The organism is Kosakonia sp. SMBL-WEM22 (assembly GCF_014490785.1).
Lineage (GTDB): Bacteria > Pseudomonadota > Gammaproteobacteria > Enterobacterales > Enterobacteriaceae > Kosakonia.
The window spans coordinates 4,124,843-4,150,153 of the sequence record NZ_CP051488.1 but is presented as its reverse complement, the minus strand read 5'-3'; the positions used below and the strand labels follow the sequence as shown (position 1 = coordinate 4,150,153).

Genomic DNA, 25,311 nt, shown 5'->3' with positions numbered 1-25,311 from the left:
GGTCGTTGTTGGTAGAAGAGGGGAATCTCCGAGATGCCGCCGCAGGCTGTAACCCTTGAACCCTTGGTTCAAGGTGAATGTGTCGTCATGATTTTAAGGCTTCTCGGACGGACCGAGCATGCTCACCAACCATGGATCGCCACACTCTGTTGGTATGAAATATCGGCTCAGGGGACTGGCCCGCTTGCAAACATCTCAGAGAATTTTTTAACTTCACTGTCAATCTACCATAGTTGACCCTGAAGTATTATTCAAACTTCGGCCCCGGTCTTTCCGTTATGCGACCCTGATCAAGTAAAGCCTGTTCAATGGTCTGCTGTAACATCTTAATACGCTGCTCCATGCTGGAAGCGTAATCACGGGTTTTTGCCTTTTCCTGAGCCAGCTCGTAGCTGATATTCAGCGCGGCGATAAACACCAACTGCTCAGTATTTGTGACTCTAGTGCGAACCTTCAGATCTTGCAACCGCTGATTCAGATCTTCCGCAGCCTGATTCAGCGCATCTATCTGCTCAGGCGGGCAGTTCACGCGGAGTGAACGGCCAAAAATTTGGATATCGACGGGTTGTGCAGACATGCCACCTTCCTGCTGTTTGACTGCGCTCTGCCTTCGCATTCGAGCCCTGGGCTGCGAAGGGGCGACACTATAAGCGACCCTGGTCAGTACTTTCAACTATTTTACGTCTATACCTTAAGTAATCCGCGAACATGCAATGGCATGTAACGTGAACCATCACGGGTATATCACCAGGGTCCAAAGTGGTAGCATACCATGAATATTTCCCCCAACGACGACGAATGCGCATGTCTATACAGAACGAAATACCTGGTTACAAGGAAGTAGGCCAGTTACTCAACCAACAAGGCGTGGGATTGCATCCTGCTGAAATGCATGGGCTGATCGCGGGGATGCTCTGCGGCGGTAATAAAGACACCTCATGGCAGCCGCTGTTACATGATTTAACCAACGAAGGGCTGGCCTTCGGTCATGAACTTGCCCAGGCGCTGCGTGCAATGCATGCCGCCACCAGCGATTCGCTGGAAGATGACGGCTTTCTCTTTCAGCTCTACCTGCCCGAAGGCGACGACGTCAGCGTCTTTGACCGCGCCGATGCGCTGGCAGGCTGGGTGAATCACTTCCTGCTGGGGCTTGGCGTTTCACAACCGAAGCTTGACAAAGTGACCGGCGAAACCGGCGAAGCGATTGACGATCTGCGCAACATTGCGCAGCTGGGCTACGACGAAGACGAAGATCAGGAAGAGCTGGAGATGTCTCTGGAAGAGATCATCGAGTATGTCCGCGTCGCGGCGCTGCTCTGCCACGATACCTTCACGCGCCAGCAACCGACCGCACCGGAAGTGCGCAAGCCCACACTACACTAATTAGTTTTTTACATGGAGGAGGTGTCATGACACAGCTTGAGTTTCTCCGTCGTCGCCAGGCGTTACTGGCGCAGATGGTTCCGGGTAGCGCGGCATTGATCTTTGCCGCGCCGGAAGCGACCCGCAGCGCAGACAGTGAATACCCCTATCGCCAGAGTAGCGATTTCTGGTATTTCACCGGTTTTAACGAGCCGGAAGCGGTGCTGGTGCTGATCAAAAGCGATGACACCCACAACCACAGCGTGCTGTTCAACCGCGTGCGTGATAAAACCGCTGAAATCTGGTTTGGTCGCCGCCTCGGCCAGGAGGCCGCGCCACAGAAGCTCGGCGTCGATCGCGCGCTGGCATTCCCTGAGATTGACGAGCATCTCTATCAACTGCTCAATGGCCTTGATGCGGTCTATCACGCGCAGGGCGAATATGCTTACGCGGACACCATCCTCTTTGCCGCGCTCGACAAGCTGCGTAAAGGCTCGCGGCAGAACCTGAAAGCACCTGCTACGCTGACCGACTGGCGTCCCATCGTGCATGAGATGCGCCTGTTTAAATCCGCTGAAGAGATCGACGTGCTGCGCCGCGCGGGCGAAATCTCCGCGCTGGCCCACACCCGTGCGATGCAGGTGTGCCGCCCAGGCATGTTTGAGTATCAGCTGGAAGGTGAAATTCAGCATGAGTTTAACCGCCACGGCGCGCGCTTTCCCTCCTATAACACCATTGTCGGCGCGGGTGAAAACGGCTGCATCCTGCACTACACCGAGAATGAAAGCGAAATGCGCGCGGGTGATCTGGTGCTGATTGACGCGGGCTGCGAATACAAAGGCTATGCTGGCGATATCACCCGCACCTTCCCGGTTAGCGGCAAATTTACCCCGGCGCAGCGTGAGATTTACGACATTGTGCTCGCCTCACTGGAACGCGCGCTTGAACTGTTCCGCCCCGGCACCTCGATTCAGGAAGTGACCGGCGAAGTGGTGCGCATCATGGTGAGCGGGCTGGTGAAGCTCGGCATTCTGCAGGGCGATGTTGATGAGCTGATTGCGCAGAGCGCCCATCGCGCCTTCTTTATGCATGGCTTAAGTCACTGGCTGGGGCTGGATGTGCATGATGTCGGCGTTTACGGCCAGGATCGCTCCCGCGAACTGGCACCCGGCATGGTGCTTACCGTTGAGCCGGGGCTCTACATCGCGCCGGACGCCGATGTGCCGGAGCAGTACCGCGGTATCGGCATTCGCATCGAAGATGACATTGTCATCACCGACAGCGGCAACGAGAACCTGACTGCCAGCGTGGTCAAAAAAGCCGATGAGATCGAAGCGCTGATGGCGAAGGCGCGCGCATGAGCGTGATCATCGTTGGCGGCGGCATGGCTGGCGCAACCCTTGCGCTGGCGATTTCACATCTGACGCAGGGCAAACTTGCCGTTCATCTGGTGGAAGCGAACGCGCCCGGCGCGCAGGATCACCCCGGTTTTGACGCGCGTGCGATCGCGCTGGCGGCCGGCACCTGCCAGCAGCTGGCGCACATTGGTGTCTGGCAGTCGCTCGCTTCCTGCGCAACGCCTATTTCAACCGTACACGTCAGCGATCGCGGGCATGCTGGTTTCGTAACGCTGACGGCGGAAGAGTACCGGCTGGATGCGTTAGGCCAGGTGGTTGAGCTGCACGATGTCGGGCAGCGGCTCTTCAGGCGGCTGCAAAACGCGCCGGGTGTCACGCTGCACTGCCCGGATCGCGTCGACCACTTTACCCGTAGCCAGGAGCAGGTGACGGTGACGCTACAGAGCGGTAAGCAACTCACCGGCGAACTGCTGGTAGCAGCAGACGGCTCGCGCTCATCGATTGCCGGGCAGCTCAATATCGACTGGCAGCAGTCGTCTTACGATCAGGCGGCGGTGATTGCCAATGTCACCACCTCCGTTGCCCATCAGGGACGCGCGTTTGAGCGCTTTACTGAACATGGCCCGCTGGCGATGCTGCCGATGTCGCAGGGGCGCTGCTCACTGGTGTGGTGTCACCCGCGTGAAAAACAGCAGCAGGTGGCGAGCTGGTCAGACGAACAGTTTTGCGAGGAGTTGCAAAAAGCTTTCGGCTGGCGGCTTGGCCGCATCCTGCATGCCGGGAAGCGCAGCGTCTACCCGCTGGCGCTCTCCACCGCCAGTTCATCTGTCTCCCATCGTGGCGTGCTGGTCGGTAACGCCGCGCAGACGCTGCATCCCATTGCCGGGCAGGGCTTCAACCTTGGCATGCGCGATGTGATGACACTGGCGGAAACCCTCTCGCAGGCCTTTATCGAACAGAGTGATGTGGGAAGCTACCCGCTGTTGCTGCGTTATAACCAGCGTCGGCAGGCAGATAAAGCTGCCACCATCGGCGTGACGGATGGGCTGGTGCATCTCTTCGCCAACCGCTGGGCGCCGCTCGTTGTTGGGCGCAACCTCGGGTTGATGGCGATGGAACTATTTACCCCGGCGCGTGATGCGCTGGCGCAACGAACCCTCGGTTGGGTCGCCCGTTAAGGAGCTAAGAGTGCAGAGTGTTGATGTTGCGATTGTCGGCGGCGGCATGGTGGGGCTGGCATTAGCCTGCGGCCTGCAAGGGAGCGGGCTGCGCGTGGCGGTGCTGGAGCAGTCGGTTCCCGAGCCGCAGGCTGCGGATGCCCCTCCGGCGCTTCGCGTCTCGGCGATTAACGCCGCCAGTGAAAAATTGCTCACCTATCTCGGCGTCTGGTCGGGCATTGTTGCCGGGCCGGTCGGCTGCTATCACGGCATGGAAGTGTGGGAGAAAGACAGCTTCGGGCGCATCTCTTTTGATGATCTGAGTATGGGTTACAGCCATCTGGGTTACATCATTGAGAACACGCGCATTCACCAGGCGCTGTGGGATCAGGCGCAGCAGTGCAAAGATGTCACCCTGATTGCGCCAGCGGAGTTACAGCAGGTTGCGTGGGGTGAGAACGAAGCGTTCCTGACCCTGAAAGAGGGCACCATGCTGACGGCGCGTCTGGTCGTTGGTGCCGACGGCGCTAACTCGTGGCTGCGCAACCGTGCGGATATTCCGCTCACCTACTGGGATTATCACCATCACGCGCTGGTGGCGACGATCCGCACCGCCGAGCCGCACCAGGCTGTCGCGCGCCAGGTTTTCCATAATGATGGCATCCTCGCGTTTCTGCCGCTGAACGATCCGCATTTATGCTCGATCGTCTGGTCGTTGCCGCCGGAGCAGGCGAAGGCGATGCAGGAGAGCAGCGCGGAGGCGTTCAACCAGGCGCTGACCGTGGCCTTCGATAACCGCCTTGGTCTGTGCGAGCTTGAGAGCGAACGCCACACTTACCCGTTAACCGGGCGCTATGCGCGGCAGTTTGCCGGGCATCGGTTAGCGCTGGTGGGCGATGCGGCACATACCATCCATCCTTTAGCCGGCCAGGGCGTTAACCTCGGATTTATGGATGTGGCTGAGCTGATTGCTGAGCTGCGCCGTTTAAGCCGCGACGGTAAAGATATCGGTCAACACCTTTATCTGCGCCGTTACGAGCGCAGCCGTAAACACAGCGCCGCGATGATGCTGGCGAGTATGCAGGGCTTTCGCGAACTGTTTGCTGGTTCTAATCCGGCGAAAAAGCTGCTGCGCGATATCGGTTTGAAACTGGCGGATACGCTTCCCGGCGTTAAACCACAGTTATTGCGCCAGGCTTTAGGCCTTAACGATCTGCCGGAGTGGTTACGTTAACTGCATCACACTTTCCCTTCCCGGTCCCGGGAAGGGAAGCTCCTCTCTCATTTGAAATATTCTAATTTCACCCCGATTATCAGATTAGTTTTTCTCATGTCGTTAATTTTGGCTTGCGCGGTTTTTTGCTTCTTGCTGGCAGTAAATGCTAATTACCTGCCCGATAAGCACGCATAACTGGCCTCTTATCGGCGTATTGTGGGGATTTTTCGCTATATTCCACTGCGGTTATCTCAGGGCATTTTGGTCATAAGCTAATGTGATGACCGGTTTTTCCTTATGGTTAAGCGCACCTTTCGGTGATAAGTTCAGGCCAAAGAGAACGTTTGCGTCACCGCCTGTAACAGGGCATCGACACGCTTTTTTGCCGCCGGAAAGGCGCTGCGAAAAACGTGATAGCTCAGCGTATTCGATGAGGAAAAGATGGCTCAGCAGACCCCTTTATTTGAACAACATACCCAATGCGGCGCTCGCATGGTCGACTTCCACGGCTGGATGATGCCGCTGCATTATGGCTCACAGCTTGATGAGCACCACGCAGTGCGCAGCGATGCCGGCATGTTTGATGTTTCACACATGACCATCGTTGACCTGAAAGGCAGCCGGACCCGTGAATTTCTGCGTTATCTGCTGGCAAACGATGTCGCGAAGTTAACCAAACCCGGTAAAGCGCTCTACAGCGGTATGCTGAATGCCTCGGGCGGCGTGATTGATGATTTGATCGTCTACTACTTCACCGAAGAGTTCTTCCGCCTCGTTGTAAACTCCGCCACCCGCGAAAAAGACCTCTCCTGGATTTCCCAACACGCCGAACCTTATGCCATCGATATCACCGTGCGCGACGATCTCTCGCTTATCGCGGTGCAGGGTCCGCATGCGCAGGAGAGAGCCGCCAGCCTGTTTACCGACGCGCAGCGCGAAGCGGTCTCTGGCATGAAACCCTTCTTCGGCGTGGAAGCGGGCGATCTCTTTATCGCCACCACCGGTTACACCGGTGAAGCCGGGTACGAGATTGCCCTGCCGAATGAAAAAGCCGCCGACTTCTGGCAAGGCTTACTTAACGCCGGCGTAAAACCCTGCGGACTGGGCGCGCGTGACACGCTGCGCCTGGAAGCGGGCATGAACCTCTACGGGCAGGAGATGGATGAAGGCGTCTCGCCACTGGCGGCCAATATGGGCTGGACCATCGCCTGGGAGCCGCAGGATCGCGACTTTATCGGACGTGATGTGCTTGAGCAGCAGCGCGAAAAAGGCACCGAGCAGCTGGTCGGCCTGGTGATGACCGAGAAAGGTGTGCTGCGTAATGAACTGCCGGTGCACTTCACCGATGCGCAAGGCAACGTGCAGAAAGGGATGATCACCAGCGGCACCTTCTCGCCGACGCTTGGCTACAGCATCGCGCTGGCCCGCGTTCCGGCAGGGATCGGCGAGACCGCCGTGGTGCAGATCCGCAACCGCGAGATGCCGGTCAAAGTGATCAAACCTGTTTTTGTGCGCGCCGGTAAAGCGGTCGCGTAACGTTATTTTTCTGGAGAGAAAACAATGAGCAATGTACCAGGCGATCTGAAATACAGCAAAGAACACGAGTGGCTGCGTAAAGAAGCGGACGGCAGCTACACCGTCGGTATCACCGAGCATGCGCAAGAGCTGCTGGGCGATATGGTGTTTGTTGACCTGCCGGACGTTGGCACCACCGTTAGCGCTGGCGACGACTGCGCCGTGGCGGAGTCGGTAAAAGCAGCATCCGATATTTATGCGCCAATTGGCGGTGAAATCGTTGCGGTTAACGACAGCCTGAATGATTCGCCGGAGCTGGTGAACAGCGCGCCCTATGGCGAAGGCTGGATCTTCAAAATCAAGGCTAACGATGAGGCGGAAGTTGAAGCGCTGTTAGACGCAACCGGCTATAGCGCGCTGTTAGAAGACGAATAAGGGTGTGCCGGATGGCGCGACGCGTCTCCGGCCAGCATCGACGTCTATCAACAGGCCGGTGAAGCGTCGCGCTTCCCGGCAAGCCAGTCCTTCGTTTTATCTATTACCGCACGTTTCAGGAACCCTCGCTCATGACTCAGACTTTAAGCCAGCTTGAACATCACGCCGCGTTTATCGGCAGGCATATCGGCCCGGACACCACGCAACAGCAGGAGATGCTGAACAGCGTTGGCGCAGAATCGCTCGATGCCCTGATTGGGCAGATCGTACCGAAAGATATTCAGCTCAATGCACCGCCGCAGGTGGGGGAGTCCACCACTGAATATGCCGCGCTCGCCGAACTGAAAAACCTGGCCCGCCGTAACAAGCGCTTTAAGTCTTATATTGGCATGGGTTACACCGCCGTGGAGCTACCGCCGGTGATCCTGCGTAACATGCTGGAGAACCCAGGCTGGTACACCGCTTATACCCCCTATCAACCGGAAGTGTCGCAGGGGCGTCTTGAATCCCTGCTCAATTTCCAGCAGGTGACCCTTGATCTGACCGGGCTGGATATCGCCTCCGCCTCGCTGCTGGATGAAGCGACTGCCGCCGCCGAAGCGATGGCGATGGCAAAACGCGTCAGCAAACTGAAAGGCGCAAACCGCTTCTTCGTCGCCGCCGATGTTCATCCGCAAACGCTGGACGTGGTGCGCACCCGTGCGGAAACCTTCGGCTTTGAGGTGATTGTTGATGAGGCGGAGAAAGCGCTCGATCACCAGGATCTTTTTGGCGTGCTGCTTCAGCAGGTGGGTACCACCGGCGAAGTGCACAACTACAGCGCGCTGATTGCCGAGTTAAAATCACGCAAAATCGTGGTCAGTGTTGCCGCCGATCTGATGGCGCTGGTACACCTGACCGCGCCGGGCAAACAGGGTGCCGACATTGTTTTCGGCTCCGCGCAGCGCTTCGGCGTGCCGATGGGCTACGGCGGCCCGCATGCCGCCTTCTTCGCCGCGAAAGACGAATTCAAACGCTCCATGCCGGGGCGCATTATCGGCGTCTCTAAAGACGCGTCCGGTAACACGGCGCTGCGCATGGCGATGCAGACCCGCGAGCAGCATATTCGCCGCGAGAAAGCCAACTCCAATATTTGTACCTCGCAGGTGCTGCTGGCCAATATCGCCAGTCTCTATGCGGTGTTCCACGGCCCGCAGGGGTTGAAACGTATTGCCGGACGTATCCATCGCCTGACCGACATTCTTGCCGCGGGTCTGCAGCGCGGCGGCCTGAAACTGCGTCATGCGCACTACTTCGACACGCTCTGCGTTGAAGTGGCGGATAAAGCCGGAGTGCTGGCGCGTGCGGAAGCTCATGAGATCAACCTGCGTAGCGACATTCTCAACGCCGTCGGCATTACGCTGGATGAAACCACCACCCGCGACGATGTGCTGGCGCTGTTTAGCGTTCTGCTCGGCGACGCGCACGGTCTGGAGATCGACGCGCTGGATAAAGAGGTTGCTCTCGACAGCCGCTCTCTGCCTGCTGAGATGGTGCGCGACGATGCGATCCTCAGCCACCCGGTGTTCAATCGCTACCATAGCGAAACCGAGATGATGCGCTATATGCACTCGCTGGAGCGTAAAGATCTGGCGCTCAATCAGGCGATGATCCCGCTCGGATCCTGCACCATGAAGCTTAACGCCGCAGCAGAGATGATCCCGATCACCTGGCCGGAGTTTGCGGAACTGCACCCGTTCTGCCCGCCGGAGCAGGCGGAAGGTTATCACCAGATGATCGCGCAGCTCTCCGACTGGCTGGTGAAACTGACCGGTTACGATGCGCTCTGTATGCAGCCGAACTCCGGCGCGCAGGGGGAATATGCTGGTCTGCTGGCGATCCGCCACTATCACGAAAGCCGCAATGAGGGGCATCGCGATATCTGCCTTATCCCAAGCTCTGCCCACGGCACCAACCCGGCTTCAGCGCAAATGGCTGGCATGCAGGTAGTGGTCGTGGCCTGCGATAAGAATGGCAATATCGATCTGGCCGATCTGCGCGCGAAAGCGGAGCTGGCGGGCGACAACCTCTCCTGCATTATGGTCACCTACCCGTCGACGCACGGCGTCTATGAAGAGACCATCCGCGAAGTGTGCGAAGTGGTGCATCAGTTTGGTGGCCAGGTTTACCTTGATGGCGCGAACATGAACGCGCAGGTCGGCATCACCTCGCCGGGCTTTATCGGCGCGGATGTATCGCACCTCAATCTGCATAAAACTTTCTGTATACCGCACGGCGGCGGCGGCCCGGGTATGGGGCCGATTGGCGTCAAAACGCATCTGGCACCGTTTGTTCCGGGCCATAGCGTGGTGCAAATTGAAGGCATGCTGACGCGGCAGGGCGCGGTTTCCGCCGCACCGTTTGGCAGCGCGTCGATCCTGCCGATCAGCTGGATGTATATCCGCATGATGGGTGCCGAGGGGCTGAAGAAGGCGAGCCAGGTGGCGATCCTTAATGCCAACTATATTGCCAGCCGCCTGAAAGAGGCTTTCCCGGTGCTCTACACCGGTCGTGATGGACGCGTGGCGCATGAGTGCATCCTCGATATTCGCCCCCTGAAAGAGGCGACCGGCATCAGCGAGCTGGATATCGCCAAGCGCCTGATCGACTATGGATTCCACGCGCCGACCATGTCCTTCCCGGTTGCCGGCACGCTGATGGTTGAGCCGACGGAGTCTGAAAGCAAAGCCGAGCTGGATCGCTTTATCGACGCAATGCTGGCGATCCGTGCTGAGATCGAGCGTGTGAAACAGGGCGAGTGGACGCTGGAGGATAACCCGCTAGTCAATGCGCCGCACACGCAGCATGAACTGGTGAGCGAGTGGAACCACGCTTACAGCCGCGAGCTGGCGGTCTTCCCGGCGGGCGCGGTCAACAAATACTGGCCGACCGTGAAGCGCCTCGATGACGTCTATGGCGACCGCAATCTCTTTTGCTCCTGCGTACCGATGAGTGAATACCAATAATCGCTTGATTCTACTATCTTTTAAGGGCGCTTCGGCGCCCTTTTACTTTGGGAGAACATCATGGCTTTAGCTTTAGTAAGTGGCGCAAGCCGGGGGATCGGTCGCGCCACCGCGCTGTTACTGGCGCAAGAGGGCTACATCGTGGCAGTCAATTATCACCGTCAGCGCGACGCCGCCGAGAAGGTGGTAGCAGAGATTCAGGCCGAGGGCGGCAGAGCATTTGCCGTGCAGGCGGACATCAGTGATGAAAGTCAGGTTGAAGCGATGTTTGCGCGCATTGACCAGGAAGGTCTGCCGCTGACCGCACTGGTCAATAACGCCGGCATTCTGTTTCAGCAGAGCCGGGTAGAGGCACTGAGCGCGGCGCGCATCAATCAGGTACTGGCGACTAACGTGACAGGCTATTTCCTCTGCTGTCGCGAAGCGATAAAGCGCATGTCGACGCAGCATGGCGGGCAGGGCGGCGCGATTGTGAATGTCTCGTCAGCCGCGGCAAGGCTTGGCTCGCCGGGGGAGTATGTTGATTATGCGGCGTCAAAAGGGGCGGTGGATACGTTAACCACCGGCCTGTCGCTGGAGGTGGCGGCAAGCGGCATCCGCGTCAACGGTGTGCGTCCGGGATTTATCTATACGGAGATGCATGCCAGCGGCGGCGAGCCGGGACGCGTCGATCGCGTCAGCAGTGCCATTCCGATGCAGCGCGGCGGGCAGCCGGAAGAAGTCGCGCAGGCGATTGCCTGGCTGTTAAGTGATAAAGCCTCCTATGTGACAGGAAGCTTTATCGATCTGGCCGGAGGGAAATAGCGATTTTTATGCCTGATGGCGCTTCGCTTATCAGGCCTACGTATCAAAACCGTTGTAGGCCGGATAAGGCGCAGCCGCCATCCTGCAACGCCAGGCGTGGTGCAATCCGCTGTAGGCCGGATAAGGCGCAGCCGCCATCCTGCAACGCCAGGCGTGGTGCAATCCGCTGTAGGCCGGATAAGGCGCAGCCGCCATCCGGCAACGCCAGGTGTGGTGCAATCCGCTGTAGGCCGGATAAGGCGTAGCCGCCATCCGGCAACGCCAGGCGTGGTACAATCCGCTGTAGGCCGGATAAGGCGCAGCCGCCATCCGGCAAAGCTTCACTACATCACGGCAAAACGCCTTTCACATCACAAGTTCTCGCCGTTGCTGGCAATCACTTCCTTGTACCAGTTAAAGCTCTTCTTGCGTGAGCGCGACATATCGCCGGTGCCGTCGTCGTGCTTGTTCACGTAGATAAAGCCGTAGCGCTTGCTGTACTGGCCAGTGGTGAAGGAGACGCAGTCAATGCAGCCCCACGGGGTGTAACCCATCAGATCTACGCCATCATAGGTGACGGCTTCGACCATCTCTTTCACATGCGCGCGCAGATAGTCGATGCGGTAATCATCGTTAATGCTGCCATCCTCTTCAACTTTGTCGTACGCGCCAAAGCCGTTTTCAACGATAAACAGCGGCTTCTGGTAGCGCTCATAGAGCTCGCAAAGGGCGTAGCGCAGGCCAACCGGGTCAATCTGCCAACCCCAGTCGGAGGCTTTCACGTGCGGGTTCGGCACGCTGCCCTGGAAACCGGAGAGCGCATCGCCCGAGCCGCCTTCGGCTTTCACCGCGTTGGTCATGTAGTAGCTGAAGCCCAGATAGTCGCAGCACCCTTCTCGCAGGATCGCTTCATCCCCGGCTTCCATTTTGATGTTAAAGCCGCGACGCTCCCACTCATTAAGTACGTAGGAGGGGTAGTAGCCGCGCAGCTGAACATCGGTAAAGACATAACGCTCGCGCATTGATTCCTGCGCATACATTACATCTTCAGGCTTACAGGAGAAGGGATAGAGCGGCACCATCGCCAGCATGCAGCCAATCTGCATCGACGGGTTAATGCGGTGACCAATTTTTACCGCCATGGCGCTGGCAACGAACTGGTGATGCAACACCTGGTACATGGTCTCTTCCGGATTCTCATGCTCGGTGTAAACCACGCCGGAGCAGCAGTAGCCGAACAGCGGCGCCCGCCAGTTGCGCTGGTTGTTAATCTCATTAAAGGTCATCCAGTATTTGACCTTATTCTTGTAGCGCTCAAACACCACTTCGGCGAAACGCACAAAGAAATCAACCACTTTACGGTTGGTCCAGCCGCCGTACTCCTGCACCAGGTGCAGCGGCATCTCGAAGTGAGAGAGGGTAATGACCGGCTCGATGTTGTGCTTCAGTAGCTCATCGAACACATCGTCATAAAACTTCAGCCCCTCTTCATTGGGCTGTAGCTCATCGCCCTGCGGGAAGATGCGGGTCCAGGCGATTGAGGTGCGGAAACATTTGAAGCCCATCTCGGCAAAGAGTTTGATGTCCTCTTTGTAATGACCATGAAAATCAACGGCTTCATGGTTCGGGTAGTATTTACCCGCTTCCACTTGCGAGGTGATTTCGCGCGGGACGCCGTGTGCGCCGCCCGTCAGCACGTCGCAGATGCTTGGGCCTTTGCCGCCTTTATTCCAGCCGCCTTCTACCTGATGCGCGGCAACGGCGCCGCCCCACAAGAAATCTTTCGGTAAGGTCAATTTTTTCATCGTTGCTCTTCTCGTCATATTAGCTGCCAACGAGTCTAGCAAAGGCGAAATGAATGTCACGATATAACAAATTGCCACTGCGGTAATTTGTTACACCGAAAAAACACCCTGTTTTTTTATGCTATTTTCTTCGCCAGTTTACGTCCCAGTGATTCGAGAATATAAACCACCGGAATTTGCGTCGTAATATCGTAGCCGCCGGAAATACGCATTTGCGGCACATGCCAGGAGATATTGTAATCCGCGAGTTTCGCCAGACGTGAATGCTCATGGCTGGTGATCGAGAGGACTTTGCAGTGATGCAGGCTGAACTGGCTGGCAAAGCGCAGGATCTCCTCGGTTTCACCGGAGACCGAAAGAACAATCGCCAGCGCGTTTTTCGCCATATCGTTGGTCACCGGGAAATAGGGATCGTCGATATGGTTACTGAATTTGCCAATATTTGAGAAGAAGCGCGCGCCATATTTCGCCAGCGCCCCGGAGGTGCCTGCCCCGACGAAGATAATACGCTCGGAGGATAATATGATGTCGACGGTGCTATCGAGTAATTTATCGAATTCGTCGTTATTCACGCTTTTAAAAAAGCTGATCACTTCGCTGGCGCCAAAATTAGCCTGCGGCGGCTCGTTCTGTTCCAGATACAATTTAAAGCGCACGCGAAACTCCGAGTACCCCTCACAGTTAAGCTTGCGGCAAAAACGCAGCACCGTGGTAGTCGAGACGCCCGCCGCGTCGGCGAGTTCGCGGATCGTCATGTACATCACTTTGTCGCGGTTTTTGACCACAAAGTTGTAGACCATCATCTCCAGGGTGTTGAGGCTGGCGATGGCGGAGTGGGTAAACATCGTCACGGCGGTGTCCTTTGCTGCTGATAATGTAGCCAGCCCTTGTCGGGCCTGCCTGCAAATGTGCTTCATGCTGCCACAACTGCGGCTCGCACGCCCCGACTTTTAGCCGAACCGCAGGCCGTGCGGTTATTGATAGGCGAAATATTTTAGCGTACAGGTGTGCACTGGAATTATTCTCAGTTACTCTGATAGCGCAACGTTTTGAGTTCTCCTGGAGTTACCTATGGTGAAGAAACCATTAATCGCACAGGGATATACACTGGCAGAGGAGATTGCCAACAGCATCAGCCACGGAATCGGGCTGGTGTTCGGGATTGTCGGGCTGGTGCTGCTGCTCGGGCAGGCAGTCGACACCCACGCCAGCACGCTTGCCATCACCAGTTACGCCCTTTATGGCGGCAGTATGATCCTGCTGTTTCTGGCATCGACGCTCTATCACGCCATTCCGCATCCACGCGCCAAAATATGGCTGAAGAAGTTCGACCACTGCGCTATCTACCTGCTGATTGCGGGCACCTATACGCCGTTCCTGCTGGTTGGCCTGGATTCACCGCTGGCGCGCGGGCTAATGGTGGTTATCTGGAGCCTCGCGCTGCTGGGCATCCTGTTTAAGCTGACGATAGCGCACCGCTTTAAGGTGCTGTCGCTGGTGACCTACCTGGCGATGGGCTGGCTCTCGCTGGTGGTGATTTATCAGCTCGCCACGCGTCTCTCACCAGGTGGCGTTACGCTGCTTGCCGTAGGCGGCCTGGTCTACTCCCTTGGCGTCATTTTTTACGTCTGTAAACGCATACCTTACAACCACGCCATCTGGCACGGCTTTGTACTTGGCGGCAGTGTCTGCCACTTCCTTGCGATCTACCTTTACGTCGGCCAGATTTAGCCTCGCGTAGTGGCCGGGCAGGCAGATGCCTTGCCCGGCTCAGAACCGCTTACTCTTCGAGCGAGTAGGGCAGTGGCTCAATGCTCAGCGTGTTGGCATCTTCGCGCACGCGGAATACGCTGTCCGGCTCCATATCATTATTCATTACGACCTGGACAATCACGCGCCCGTCATCCAGCTGCGCGGCGGCCAGTACGGTGCCGGTACGACGCCAGTTGTCGCCCATTTTACGCTCGAGATCTTCTCCCGCTTCCGGAACGCGGCTGGCGGTTCCTGCCAGGTACCACAGCGCGCGCTTATTGGCTCCGCGGAATTTTGCCCGCGCCACCATCTCCTGTCCGGTGTAGCACCCTTTTTTAAAGCTGATGCCGCCGAGCGCCTGCAGGTTGGTCGCCTGCGGAATAAACTGCGCGACATTCGCTTCATCAACCACCGGCAGACCTGCTTCGATATTCAGCGCCAGCCACTGCTGGCTGTTATTGAACTGGGCTTCACCGCGCAGCTTCTCGGTGACCATGTCGGCCGTGGCGGCATCGGTCACTAACAGGAAACGCTCAGCGGGATGCGCAAACCACAGCAGCGTGGTTTCTCCCTCCTGCACGACCTGATTTTCGCTCTCCGGCAGGGTGGTGAAGAGATTCGCCAGCGCGGCCCGCGCCTGGAAACCGGCCACGCCAAGCAGAACGCGCTCGTCATCCGCAGCAATAGCCACTTTAGAGAAGACGGCATATTTTTTCAGTTCGCGCAGCTGGGTTTCACGCACGCTGCGGCGCAACAGCCACGCGAACCCCTCTTTATCGTGGAACAACCGCATATTGCTCCACATTTTGCCTTTAGAATCACAGTGCGCCGCCAGCAGATGCTGATTAGCCGCCAGTGTCGAGACATCTGCCGTCACCTGGCCCTGCAGATACTTCTCGCTATCGGCCCCGGTGATGGTCGCCAGCGCCCAGTCATCGAGCGTCATAAGCGTCAGCGGCAGACGTGAAGCGGCGGTCGGCTGGCGCGGAGGAAAAGGAGTAAAAGCCATATTAATGTCCTGATTAGCTTAACGCTGTGTTGGGTGTTAATGGTAAAAGAGCCGGTGTCCATTGCAAGCGATAAAGCATGCGATTTGTGCCATTGTGATGGCCCTGCGAGATATTACGCAGCGTAATGAAATCGTTGCAGAAGAGTAGCTTTATTCTGGAAGCCAGCGCGCGCAATGAAATATTCCGCAAAAGATATATTAAAAACACGTTACAATGTGCCCCATCATGCCGAACAGGGAGATACACATGGATATTACTAACAAAGCCCGTATTCACTGGGCGTGCCGTCGCGGAATGCGCGAGCTCGATATTTCCATCATGCCTTTTTTCGAACATGAGTACGATTCGCTAAGCGATGATGACAAACGTCTCTTTGTCCGCCTGCTGGAAAATGACGATCCCGATTTATTTAACTGGCTTATGAACCACGGCAAGCCACAGGATGCGGAGTTGCAAAGAATGGTGCAGTTAATCCAGACACGGAATCGGGATCGTGGTCCTGTGGCAATCTGAGTTACGCGTCTCCTGGCGCGCACAGTGGCTCTCCTTGCTCCTCCACGGGTTGGTGGCCGCGCTCATCTTGCTGATGCCCTGGCCGCTAAGCTACACGCCGGTATGGCTGCTGCTGCTTTCGCTGGTGGTGTTTGACTCCGTACGGAGCCAGCGGCGCATCAATGCCTGTCATGGCGAAATTAAGCTACTGATGGATTCGCGCCTGCGCTGGCAGGGCGAGGAGTGGGATATTGTCGGCACGCCCTGGCTGCTGCGTAGCGGAATGATGCTGCGTTTGCGTCGCGAGGAGGATGGCCGTCGCCAGCATCTCTGGCTGGCGGCAGACAGTATGGATGCGCAGGAGTGGCGCGATCTGCGCCGGATGATTTTACAAAAACCGGCGCAGGGTCTGCACTAAAGGCTTTAACGCAGGGCTCAGGCGAAGCGCTCTGCCATCTCTGTCAGGATCTGCTCGCACCAGGCTTCGAGGCGCGCGTCGCTCAGGTCATACTGGTTGGTCTCATCCAGCGCCAGGCCGACAAACAGCTGCCCGTCAGCGATAATCGGTTTGTTGCTGGTAAACTCGTAGCCTTCGGTCGGCCAGTAGCCGACAAAGTTGACGCCTTTCGGTGCCAGCTTATCATGCAGCATCCCCAGCGCGTCGAGGAACCATTCGCCGTAGCCAAGCTGGTCGCCCATGCCGTAGAGAGCCACAATTTTGCCGTCAAGATTGAGCGTGTCGAGCGTATCCCAGACCGCCTCCCAATCTTCCTGCAGTTCGCCAAAATCCCAGGTCGGAATGCCGAGGATCAGCGCATCATACTGCTCCATCAGGGCGGGAGCATCGTCTTTCAGGTTGTGTAGCGTAACCAGTTCCGGCCCGATAATGTCGCGAATTTTTTCCGCTGCCATTTCGGTGTAGCAGGTGCTGGAACCATAAAACAGACCAATATTCATAACGTAAACATCTCGGTTCTTGATGTGTCTTTGCACGCAGTGTACCAGAATCGGGTCTCAATCAGGCATAATGCAGCGATTGAGAGAAGGAGAGGGCGGATGGAAGAGGATCTCGCACGTATCGAACAATTTCTTGATGCGCTCTGGCTGGAGAACAACCTGGCGGAAAACACCCTCAGCGCCTATCGTCGCGATCTGAAGGGCGTTGTGGAGTGGCTTCATCATCGGGGCAGCAGCCTGGCGCGCGCTCAGAGCGACGAGCTGCAAGCGCTGCTCGCCGAACGCGTCGAAGGGGGCTATAAAGCCACCAGTTCGGCACGGCTGCTGAGCGCCGTGCGGCGCTTTTTCCACTATCTCTACCGTGAAAAGCTGCGCCAGGACGATCCAAGCGCCCAGTTGGCTTCCCCGAAGCTGCCGCAGCGCCTGCCAAAAGATTTGAGCGAAACGCAGGTCGGCAGGCTATTACAGGCTCCAGTGGTTGACCAACCGCTGGAGTTACGCGATAAAGCCATGCTTGAGGTGCTGTATGCAACCGGCCTTCGCGTGACGGAGTTGGTGGGGCTGACGATGAGCGATATCAGCCTGCGCCAGGGCGTGCTGCGGGTTATCGGTAAAGGCAACAAAGAGCGCCTGGTGCCGCTGGGCGAAGAGGCGATCTACTGGGTTGAGCACTATCTTGAATATGGGCGTCCGTGGCTGCTTAACGGGGCTTCGATCGATGTGCTATTCCCAAGCCAGCGCGGCCAGCAGATGACGCGCCAGACCTTCTGGCATCGCATCAAGCACTATGCGGTGCTTGCCGGGATCGACAGCGAAAAGCTCTCGCCCCACGTTCTGCGCCATGCTTTTGCCACGCATTTGCTCAACCACGGCGCGGATCTGCGAGTGGTGCAGATGCTGCTGGGGCATCAGGATCTCTCGACAACACAAATTTATACGCATGTCGCCACCGAGCGGCTGCGCAAGCTTCATCAACAGCACCACCCGCGGGCGTGAGTGCTGACAATCTAAGGATCTGTTATGAAAAAAGGTTTAATCATGTTCACCCTGCTGGCGGCGTTCACCGGCGCGGCCCATGCCGATGATGCGGCGATCAAGCAGTCGCTCGCGAAGCTGGGTGTACAGAGTTCCGACATCATGCCCGCTCCCGTTGCCGGAATGAAAGCCGTGATGACCAACAGCGGCGTGCTCTATGTCACCGAAGATGGCAAACATATCATCCAGGGGCCGATGTATGACGTTAGCGGCGCGCAGCCGGTCAACGTCACCAGCAAAATGCTGCTGCCGCATCTCAACGCGCTGGAAAAAGAGATGATTGTCTACAAAGCGCCGCAAGAGAAGCACGTCATCACCGTCTTCACCGATATCACCTGCGGCTACTGCCAGAAGCTGCACAGCGAAATGGCGGACTACAACGCGCTGGGCATTACCGTGCGCTACCTCGCCTTCCCGCGCCAGGGTGTGCCGAGCGAGGTAGAAAAAGAGATGAAGGCGATTTGGTGCGCGAAAGATCCGAAGAAAGCCTTTGATGATGCGATGGCGGGCAAAGGCGTGAAGCCTGCCAGTTGCGATATCAGCATCGCTAACCACTACGCGCTGGGCGTGCAGTTTGGCGTTAACGGCACGCCAGCCATTGTGCTGAACGATGGCTACGTGGTGCCGGGCTACCAGGCACCCGCCGAGATGAAAGCCTTCCTCGACCAGCACCAGAAAGCGACGGGCGGTAAGTAATTCCCGTGAAAGCTGAGATACAACTTCGCCGCCGTGAGGTGGATGACGCGACAGTGCTGGCGGATTCACTCCCGCCGCTGCTGCGTCGCTTATATGCCAGCCGCGGCGTGAAGAGCGACCGCGATCTGGAACGCAGCGTAAAAGGGATGCTTCCCTGGCAGGAGCTGACCGGCATCGATGATGCGGTTACGCACCTCTACAACGCTATGCGCGAAGGGCTGCGCATCATCGTGGTTGGAGATTTTGACGCCGATGGCGCAACCAGCACCGCGCTGAGCGTGCTGGCGCTGCGCTCGTTGGGCTGCGACAACGTCAGCTACCTGGTGCCGAACCGCTTTGATGACGGTTACGGCCTCAGCCCGGAAGTGGTCGATCAGGCCCATGCCCGCGGCGCGCAGCTGATCCTGACTGTCGATAACGGCATCTCCTCCCATGCGGGCGTAACGCGTGCCCATGAGTTGGGTATTCCGGTTGTGGTTACCGATCACCATCTGCCCGGCGACACGCTGCCCGAAGCCGAGGCGATTGTGAACCCCAACCTGCGCGGCTGCGACTTTCCATCAAAATCACTGGCAGGCGTTGGCGTCGCCTTCTATCTAATGCTGGCGTTGCGCGCCTTTCTACGCGACAACGGCTGGTTCGAGGCGCGCGGTATCGCGATGCCAAACCTTGCTGAGCTGCTCGATCTGGTGGCGCTGGGTACGGTGGCGGACGTTGTTCCGCTGGATGCCAATAACCGGATTTTGACCTGGCAGGGGCTGAGCCGTATTCGCGCTGGTCGCTGCCGGCCGGGTATCAAAGCGCTGCTGGAGATTGCCAACCGCGAGGCGCACAAGCTGGCGGCAAGCGATCTCGGCTTCGCGCTCGGCCCGCGCCTCAATGCCGCCGGGCGTCTGGATGATATGTCCGTCGGCGTGGCGCTGCTGCTCTGCGACAATCTCGGCGAAGCGCGCCAGTTGGCAAGCGATCTCGACGCGCTCAACCAGACGCGCAAAGAGATTGAGCAGGGGATGCAGGCGGAAGCGCTGACGCTGTGCGAGCAGCTTGAGCGCAGCAGTGAGACGCTGCCCGGCGGCCTGGCGATGTACCACCCCGAGTGGCATCAGGGCGTGGTCGGTATTCTGGCTTCGCGTATTAAAGAGCGCTTCCATCGCCCGGTTATCGCTTTTGCGCCCGCCGGTGAAGGCGTGCTGAAAGGCTCCGGGCGCTCGATTCAGGGGCTGCATATGCGCGATGCGCTGGAGCGGCTCGACACCCTCTACCCCGGCATGATGCTGAAGTTCGGCGGCCACGCGATGGCGGCAGGGCTGACGCTCGAAGAGGCCAATTTTGACGCCTTCCAGCAGCGCTTTGGCGAACTGGTCACCGAGTGGCTCGACCCGGCGCTGTTGCAGGGGGAAATTCTCTCCGACGGGCCGCTAACCGCTCAGGAGATGACGCTTGAAGTGGCAGAGATGTTGCGCGAAGCGGGGCCGTGGGGGCAGATGTTCCCGGAACCGATCTTTGACGGCGAGTTTCGCCTGTTGCAGCAGCGGCTGGTGGGTGAGCGTCATTTAAAAGTGATGGTGGAGCCGGTTGGCGGCGGTCCGCTGCTCGACGGGATCGCCTTCAACGTTGATACCGGCATCTGGCCGGACAATGGAGTACGGCAGGTGAAAATCGCTTATAAACTTGATGTTAACGAGTTTCGCGGCAACCGTAGCGTGCAACTGATCATCGAAAACCTCTGGCCACTTTAGCGCCACTATTCGCTACAAATAAGGGCATAGATCCGGTAGAATCTCGCCCTTATCACCGCTTTTTGACAAGTCCAATAAAAGAAAACAGACCATGTTTGAAATTAATCCGGTAAAAAATCGCATTCAGGACCTCACGGAGCGCTCCGACGTTCTTAGGGGGTATCTTTGACTATGACGCCAAGAAAGAGCGTCTGGAAGAAGTAAACGCCGAGCTGGAACAGCCGGATGTATGGAATGAGCCCGAGCGCGCACAGGCGCTGGGCAAAGAGCGCTCCTCGCTCGAAGCAATCGTTGAAACGCTGGATCAGATGCGCCAGGGGCTGGAAGATGTCTCGGGCCTGCTGGATCTGGCTGTTGAAGCCGACGATGAAGAGACCTTTAACGAGGCCGTTGCCGAACTGGACGGGCTGGAAGAGAAACTGGCGCAGCTCGAGTTCCGCCGTATGTTCTCCGGCGAGTATGACAGCGCCGACTGCTACCTCGATATTCAGGCTGGCTCCGGCGGTACCGAAGCGCAGGACTGGGCCAGCATGCTGACGCGCATGTATCTGCGCTGGGCAGAAGCGCGCGGCTTCAAAACCGAAATCATCGAAGAGTCAGAGGGTGAAGTGGCGGGGATCAAATCCGTTACCATCAAGATCATCGGTGATTACGCTTACGGCTGGCTGCGTACCGAAACCGGCGTGCACCGTCTGGTACGTAAAAGCCCGTTCGACTCCGGCGGCCGCCGCCATACTTCGTTCAGCTCCGCGTTTGTCTACCCGGAAGTGGATGATGATATCGATATCGAAATCAACCCGGCTGACCTGCGCATCGACGTTTACCGAGCCTCCGGCGCGGGCGGGCAGCACGTTAACCGTACGGAATCCGCGGTGCGTATTACCCACATTCCGACCGGTTTGGTCACGCAGTGCCAGAATGACCGCTCTCAGCATAAAAACAAAGACCAGGCCATGAAGCAGATGAAAGCGAAGCTTTATGAGCTGGAGATGCAGAAGAAAAATGCCGAGAAGCAGGCGATGGAAGACAACAAGTCTGACATCGGCTGGGGCAGCCAGATCCGCTCTTATGTCCTGGATGACTCCCGCATCAAAGATCTGCGCACCGGGGTTGAAACCCGCAACACGCAGGCGGTGCTGGACGGCAGCCTGGACCAATTTATTGAAGCAAGTTTGAAAGCAGGGCTATGAGGAACCAACATGTCTGAACAACAAGCACAGGGCGCTGACGCGGCAGTCGATCTTAATAATGAACTGAAAACCCGCCGTGAGAAGCTGGCGCTGTTGCGCGAGCAGGGCGTTCCGTTCCCGAACGACTTCCGTCGTGACCAGACCTCTGACAAGCTGCATGCCGAATTTGATGGCAAAGAGAATGAAGAGCTGGAAGCGCTCGGCATTGAAGTCGCCGTTGCGGGTCGTATGATGACGCGCCGCATTATGGGCAAAGCTTCGTTTGTCACGTTGCAGGATGTGGGCGGACGTATTCAGCTCTATGTTTCCCGCGACGATCTGGCGGAAGGCATCTACAACGAGCAGTTCAAGAAGTGGGATCTCGGCGACATCCTCGGCGCGCGCGGCAAGCTGTTCAAGACCAAGACCGGCGAGCTGTCGATTCACTGCACCGAGCTGCGTCTGCTGACCAAAGCCCTGCGCCCGTTGCCGGACAAGTTCCACGGCCTGCAGGATCAGGAAGCGCGCTATCGTCAGCGCTACCTCGATCTGATCGCTAACGAAGAGTCGCGCAACACCTTCAAAATTCGCTCCCGCATCATGGCCGGCATTCGCCAGTTCATGGTCAACCGCGACTTTATGGAAGTGGAAACGCCGATGATGCAGGTGATCCCGGGCGGTGCCTCTGCGCGTCCGTTTATCACCCATCACAACGCGCTCGATCTCGACATGTACCTGCGTATCGCCCCGGAGCTTTATCTCAAGCGTCTGGTGGTCGGCGGCTTCGATCGCGTGTTCGAGATCAACCGTAACTTCCGTAACGAAGGCATCTCCGTGCGTCATAACCCAGAGTTCACCATGATGGAGCTCTATATGGCGTATGCGGATTACAAGGATCTGATCGAGCTGACTGAATCCCTGTTCCGCACGCTGGCGCAGGATATCCTCGGCACCACCGAAGTGCCTTACGGCGAGCAGGTGTTCGACTTCGGCAAGCCGTTTGAGAAGCTGACCATGCGCGAAGCGATCAAGAAGTACCGTCCGGAAACCGAGATGAGCGATCTGGATAACTTCGACAGCGCGAAAGCGATTGCTGAAAGCATCGGTATCAAGGTTGAGAAGAGCTGGGGTCTGGGTCGTATCGTGACCGAAATCTTCGAAGAAGTGGCGGAGGCGCACCTGATTCAGCCGACCTTCATCACCGAATACCCGGCAGAGGTCTCTCCGCTGGCGCGCCGCAACGATGACAACCCGGAGATCACTGACCGCTTCGAGTTCTTTATCGGCGGCCGTGAAATCGGTAACGGCTTTAGCGAGCTGAACGATGCCGAAGATCAGGCGAAGCGTTTCGCCGACCAGGTGGCAGCGAAAGACGCGGGCGATGACGAAGCGATGTTCTATGATGAAGACTATGTCACCGCGCTGGAGCATGGTCTGCCGCCGACGGCGGGTCTGGGCATCGGTATCGACCGTATGGTGATGCTGTTTACCAATAGTCACACCATCCGCGACGTGATCCTCTTCCCGGCGATGCGTCCGGTTAAATAACCGCTAATCGCCAGAAGCCCCGACGTTCATGCGCCGGGGCTTTTTTATTGCCTTGCGAAAGGGTTGGCATCCCACGTATGGCTGCTATGATATGTCGCCTGTTAATCTATTCGAGGAGTGGTTTTGCGCGCAGGACGCCTGATGAGAAACCCATTTTGCATGGTCATATGCCTGGCATTTTCGCTGCTGCTGGCAGGCTGTGCGGGGAGTAATTCAACCGGAAGTTACGCTGGCGCGACCTACACGGTCAAGCGTGGCGATACCCTGTACCGCATTTCGCGCATGACCGGCACCAGCGTCAAAGAGCTGGCGAGCATGAACGGCATTTCGCCGCCCTACACCATCGAAGTGGGGCAGCGGCTGAAGGTTAAAGGGGCGTCGAAAGGCTCATCCTCCGGCAAGCTGGCGAAAGCGCGGCCTTCTTCGTCGGTGCCGCAAGCCTCCTGGCCGCCCGTAGGGCAGCGCTGCTGGCGCTGGCCGACCAGCGGGAAAGTGATCCTTACCTATTCCAACTCTGATGGCGGTAATAAAGGCATTGATATCGCCGGGTCACGCGGGCAGCCGATCTACGCCGCCGGGGCCGGGAAAGTGGTCTATGTCGGCAGCCAGCTGCGCGGCTATGGCAACCTGATCATGATTAAGCACAGCGAAGATTACATCACCGCTTATGCGCACAATGAGACGCTGCTGGTGAATAACGGCCAGAGCGTGAAGTCCGGGCAGAAGATTGCCACCATGGGCAGCAGCGATGCCGACTCCGTGCGCCTGCACTTCCAGCTGCGCTATCGCGCAACCGCCATCGATCCGTTGCGCTATTTACCGCCGCAGGGCAGCGTACCGAAGTGTTAATCTGCGCGCTAACAGGCGAGAAATTAACCTGTTAGCGCATCGGTGGGTTGTCAGACGCGATGTAAGGTCTATAATGCCTGAGCACGTCGAAAGCGGGCGTAGTTCAATGGTAGAACGAGAGCTTCCCAAGCTCTATACGAGGGTTCGATTCCCTTCGCCCGCTCCAGCTTTTCTCTCCCTGTTATTGATTCGCGGATTTATCACAAATCCAGATGCACACGCATTACGCCTGAGATATTCACCCGCTCTCGACTACAACCCGCCAGGTCTTTATCGCTCAGTCACATCTGACGTAATCCCTCTACGCTTTCAGCGGACAACACCATGACCGTTTTCAGGCTAATTTCAATACTGTCGACAATCGCCTCGCGTGGACCACTGCGCCACGCATCGCTGATATAAAAAGCCTCTAGCTTCGCAGTCATGCTCTCCGGGCTGTCAAAAGCGCGAATCAGACAGTAGCTATCAGGGTCGTGTAGTGAGTTGCCAAACCTTACGACATCAATGCCGTGACGCTGGTGAAGGGGAACGCTGACCTGCTGCATGATGGCGTGAAACGCCGCGCCGCTTCCCTGACGCAAGGTGTACTGCAATATTTCGACTGTCTTCACACTCTTATCTCCAGTGCTGCCTTGCAGGGGTAGCTATATAAAGCATAACTATTCTTTTGGTGGCATAACTATTCATTCCAGGTATCGATTTTAGCCTCAGCCCGATGTTAATGTATGCTTTTACATAGGGAGAGAGTGATGCTGGATATTACGCATTTTGGGCTTTTCGCCCTGTCTGTTTTTCTGTTATCGGTGACGCCGGGGCCGGATATGGCCTATGTCATTGGGCAAAGCGTGGCTAACGGGCGTCGTGCCGGAGTGATCTCCGCGGCGGGCGTGGCACTGGGCAGCTGTACGCATGCCGTGGCCAGTGCCGTCGGGTTAACGGCGCTTATCACTGCCTCACCGCTGATGTTTACGGTGATTAAATATCTGGGTGCAGCCTACCTGATCTATCTCGGTAGCAAAATGATCCTTAGTACCTTTACCAAACGGCACGTTGCGGGCGAAGAGAGTGCGCCGATCAAAGCGAAAGCGACCACCCGCACGCTGCTTTCACGTGGTTTTATCACCACCCTCACCAACCCGAAGGTGCTGCTCTTTTTCATCTCCTTCTTTCCGCAGTTTGTGGTTGCGGATGGCGATCACCATGCTGCCTCATTTCTTATTCTCGGGTTCGCTTATGCGCTGGTCGCATTCCTCACCGATATCACTTTTGCCCTGCTGGCAGGCAGCGCGGCTGGTGCGGTAGCGCAAAACAGAGCTCTGCAAAAGCTGCTTGACCGCGTTGTCGGCGCCACGTTTATTGCATTGGGGATCCGCCTGGCGCTCACGAAGCGCTAGCGAAGAAGAAAAAAAGCGCGCCGTAATCTCTTAG

General features: G+C 57.4%; 25 protein-coding genes, 1 tRNA gene and 1 other RNA gene. 19 read left to right on the top strand and 8 right to left on the bottom strand.

Features of this window, described 5'->3' with window-relative positions; genetic code table 11:
- Positions 1–21: 21 nt before the first annotated feature.
- A non-coding RNA gene (ssrS, locus tag HF650_RS19935) (6S RNA) lies at positions 22–205 on the bottom strand.
- Positions 206–247: 42 nt separating this feature from the next.
- Entirely contained in the window at positions 248–577 is a 330-nt protein-coding gene (zapA, locus tag HF650_RS19930; RefSeq protein ID WP_124967318.1) for a cell division protein ZapA, read from the bottom strand.
- A gap of 227 nt (positions 578–804) precedes the next feature.
- Between zapA and HF650_RS19925 the strand changes: the two genes are divergently transcribed.
- The 8 genes from HF650_RS19925 (at position 805) to HF650_RS19890 (ending at position 10,852) form a co-directional block, all read left to right on the top strand.
- A complete protein-coding gene (locus tag HF650_RS19925; RefSeq protein ID WP_023480800.1) occupies positions 805–1,383 on the top strand; it encodes a YecA family protein in 579 nt (192 codons plus the stop codon).
- A 26-nt stretch (positions 1,384–1,409) separates the two neighbouring features.
- The gene (gene pepP, locus HF650_RS19920; protein ID WP_187800062.1) at positions 1,410–2,723 is read left to right on the top strand and encodes a Xaa-Pro aminopeptidase; all 1,314 of its coding nucleotides are present in this window, start codon (positions 1,410–1,412) and stop codon (positions 2,721–2,723) included.
- On the top strand, positions 2,720–3,898 hold the full coding sequence (ubiH, locus tag HF650_RS19915; protein WP_187800061.1) for a 2-octaprenyl-6-methoxyphenyl hydroxylase: 1,179 nt from the start codon (positions 2,720–2,722) through the stop codon (positions 3,896–3,898). Before pepP ends, ubiH begins: the two co-directional genes overlap by 4 nt.
- A 10-nt stretch (positions 3,899–3,908) precedes the next feature.
- A complete protein-coding gene (gene ubiI, locus HF650_RS19910; protein WP_187800060.1) occupies positions 3,909–5,111 on the top strand; it encodes an FAD-dependent 2-octaprenylphenol hydroxylase in 1,203 nt (400 codons plus the stop codon).
- Between the two features lie 423 nt (positions 5,112–5,534).
- Positions 5,535–6,629, top strand: coding sequence for a glycine cleavage system aminomethyltransferase GcvT (gene gcvT, locus HF650_RS19905; protein WP_187800059.1), 1,095 nt, complete (start codon positions 5,535–5,537; stop codon positions 6,627–6,629).
- Positions 6,630–6,653: 24 nt separating this feature from the next.
- On the top strand, positions 6,654–7,043 hold the full coding sequence (gene gcvH / locus HF650_RS19900) for a glycine cleavage system protein GcvH (RefSeq protein ID WP_023481002.1): 390 nt from the start codon (positions 6,654–6,656) through the stop codon (positions 7,041–7,043).
- 131 nt (positions 7,044–7,174) lie between these two features.
- Positions 7,175–10,048, top strand: coding sequence for an aminomethyl-transferring glycine dehydrogenase (gene gcvP, locus HF650_RS19895; protein WP_187800058.1), 2,874 nt, complete (start codon positions 7,175–7,177; stop codon positions 10,046–10,048).
- Positions 10,049–10,108: 60 nt separating this feature from the next.
- Complete coding sequence (locus tag HF650_RS19890; protein ID WP_187800057.1) at positions 10,109–10,852, top strand: SDR family oxidoreductase; 744 nt, start codon at positions 10,109–10,111, stop codon at positions 10,850–10,852.
- A gap of 36 nt (positions 10,853–10,888) precedes the next feature.
- On the opposite strand, the gene HF650_RS19885 is transcribed toward HF650_RS19890, so the two are convergent.
- The 3 genes from HF650_RS19885 to HF650_RS19875 all read right to left on the bottom strand — a co-directional run bounded on the left by HF650_RS19885 (position 10,889) and on the right by HF650_RS19875 (position 13,481).
- Complete coding sequence (locus HF650_RS19885; RefSeq protein WP_187800056.1) at positions 10,889–11,161, bottom strand: hypothetical protein; 273 nt, start codon at positions 11,159–11,161, stop codon at positions 10,889–10,891.
- A 41-nt stretch (positions 11,162–11,202) separates the two neighbouring features.
- Complete coding sequence (locus HF650_RS19880) at positions 11,203–12,636, bottom strand: 6-phospho-beta-glucosidase (RefSeq protein ID WP_187800055.1); 1,434 nt, start codon at positions 12,634–12,636, stop codon at positions 11,203–11,205.
- A gap of 116 nt (positions 12,637–12,752) precedes the next feature.
- Complete coding sequence (locus tag HF650_RS19875; RefSeq protein ID WP_023481032.1) at positions 12,753–13,481, bottom strand: MurR/RpiR family transcriptional regulator; 729 nt, start codon at positions 13,479–13,481, stop codon at positions 12,753–12,755.
- Positions 13,482–13,707: 226 nt separating this feature from the next.
- Between HF650_RS19875 and HF650_RS19870 the strand changes: the two genes are divergently transcribed.
- Positions 13,708–14,367 carry a hemolysin III family protein gene (locus HF650_RS19870; RefSeq protein ID WP_187800054.1) on the top strand — a complete coding sequence of 220 codons (660 nt, stop codon included), beginning with the start codon at positions 13,708–13,710 and terminating at the stop codon, positions 14,365–14,367.
- A 49-nt stretch (positions 14,368–14,416) separates the two neighbouring features.
- Here HF650_RS19870 and ygfZ read toward each other — a convergent pair whose 3' ends face one another.
- Positions 14,417–15,397: a tRNA-modifying protein YgfZ gene (gene ygfZ, locus HF650_RS19865; protein ID WP_187800053.1), complete on the bottom strand. Its 981-nt coding sequence runs from the start codon at positions 15,395–15,397 to the stop codon at positions 14,417–14,419.
- A gap of 247 nt (positions 15,398–15,644) precedes the next feature.
- On the opposite strand from ygfZ, the gene sdhE reads away from it, so the two are divergent.
- Positions 15,645–15,911, top strand: a complete 267-nt coding sequence (gene sdhE / locus HF650_RS19860; protein ID WP_023480982.1) for an FAD assembly factor SdhE — start codon at positions 15,645–15,647, stop codon at positions 15,909–15,911.
- Positions 15,892–16,308 carry a protein YgfX gene (locus tag HF650_RS19855; protein ID WP_187800052.1) on the top strand — a complete coding sequence of 139 codons (417 nt, stop codon included), beginning with the start codon at positions 15,892–15,894 and terminating at the stop codon, positions 16,306–16,308. Before sdhE ends, HF650_RS19855 begins: the two co-directional genes overlap by 20 nt.
- A gap of 17 nt (positions 16,309–16,325) precedes the next feature.
- Here HF650_RS19855 and fldB read toward each other — a convergent pair whose 3' ends face one another.
- Positions 16,326–16,847, bottom strand: coding sequence for a flavodoxin FldB (gene fldB, locus HF650_RS19850; protein WP_187800051.1), 522 nt, complete (start codon positions 16,845–16,847; stop codon positions 16,326–16,328).
- Between the two features lie 99 nt (positions 16,848–16,946).
- Here fldB and xerD point away from each other — a divergent pair, with 99 nt between their 5' ends.
- The 7 genes from xerD (at position 16,947) to HF650_RS19815 (ending at position 24,049) form a co-directional block, all read left to right on the top strand.
- A complete protein-coding gene (xerD, locus tag HF650_RS19845) occupies positions 16,947–17,843 on the top strand; it encodes a site-specific tyrosine recombinase XerD (protein ID WP_187800050.1) in 897 nt (298 codons plus the stop codon).
- Between the two features lie 24 nt (positions 17,844–17,867).
- The gene (dsbC, locus tag HF650_RS19840) at positions 17,868–18,578 is read left to right on the top strand and encodes a bifunctional protein-disulfide isomerase/oxidoreductase DsbC (RefSeq protein WP_042718296.1); all 711 of its coding nucleotides are present in this window, start codon (positions 17,868–17,870) and stop codon (positions 18,576–18,578) included.
- 5 nt (positions 18,579–18,583) lie between these two features.
- Positions 18,584–20,317, top strand: a complete 1,734-nt coding sequence (gene recJ / locus HF650_RS19835) for a single-stranded-DNA-specific exonuclease RecJ (protein WP_187800049.1) — start codon at positions 18,584–18,586, stop codon at positions 20,315–20,317.
- Between the two features lie 91 nt (positions 20,318–20,408).
- A protein-coding gene (gene prfB, locus HF650_RS19830; RefSeq protein WP_187800048.1) for a peptide chain release factor 2 occupies positions 20,409–21,507 on the top strand; the annotation gives its coding sequence in 2 pieces (ribosomal slippage) (positions 20,409–20,483 and positions 20,485–21,507; 1,098 coding nt in all).
- 9 nt (positions 21,508–21,516) lie between these two features.
- Positions 21,517–23,034, top strand: coding sequence for a lysine--tRNA ligase (gene lysS, locus HF650_RS19825; protein WP_187800047.1), 1,518 nt, complete (start codon positions 21,517–21,519; stop codon positions 23,032–23,034).
- 117 nt (positions 23,035–23,151) lie between these two features.
- Positions 23,152–23,883, top strand: coding sequence for an amidase activator ActS (gene actS, locus HF650_RS19820; protein ID WP_187800046.1), 732 nt, complete (start codon positions 23,152–23,154; stop codon positions 23,881–23,883).
- A 92-nt stretch (positions 23,884–23,975) separates the two neighbouring features.
- Positions 23,976–24,049 (top strand) — tRNA-Gly (locus tag HF650_RS19815).
- A 115-nt stretch (positions 24,050–24,164) separates the two neighbouring features.
- Here HF650_RS19815 and HF650_RS19810 read toward each other — a convergent pair.
- On the bottom strand, positions 24,165–24,494 hold the full coding sequence (locus HF650_RS19810) for an NIPSNAP family protein (protein WP_187800045.1): 330 nt from the start codon (positions 24,492–24,494) through the stop codon (positions 24,165–24,167).
- 138 nt (positions 24,495–24,632) lie between these two features.
- Between HF650_RS19810 and HF650_RS19805 the strand changes: the two genes are divergently transcribed.
- Positions 24,633–25,277, top strand: coding sequence for a LysE family translocator (locus HF650_RS19805; protein ID WP_187800044.1), 645 nt, complete (start codon positions 24,633–24,635; stop codon positions 25,275–25,277).
- Positions 25,278–25,311: the final 34 nt, after the last annotated feature.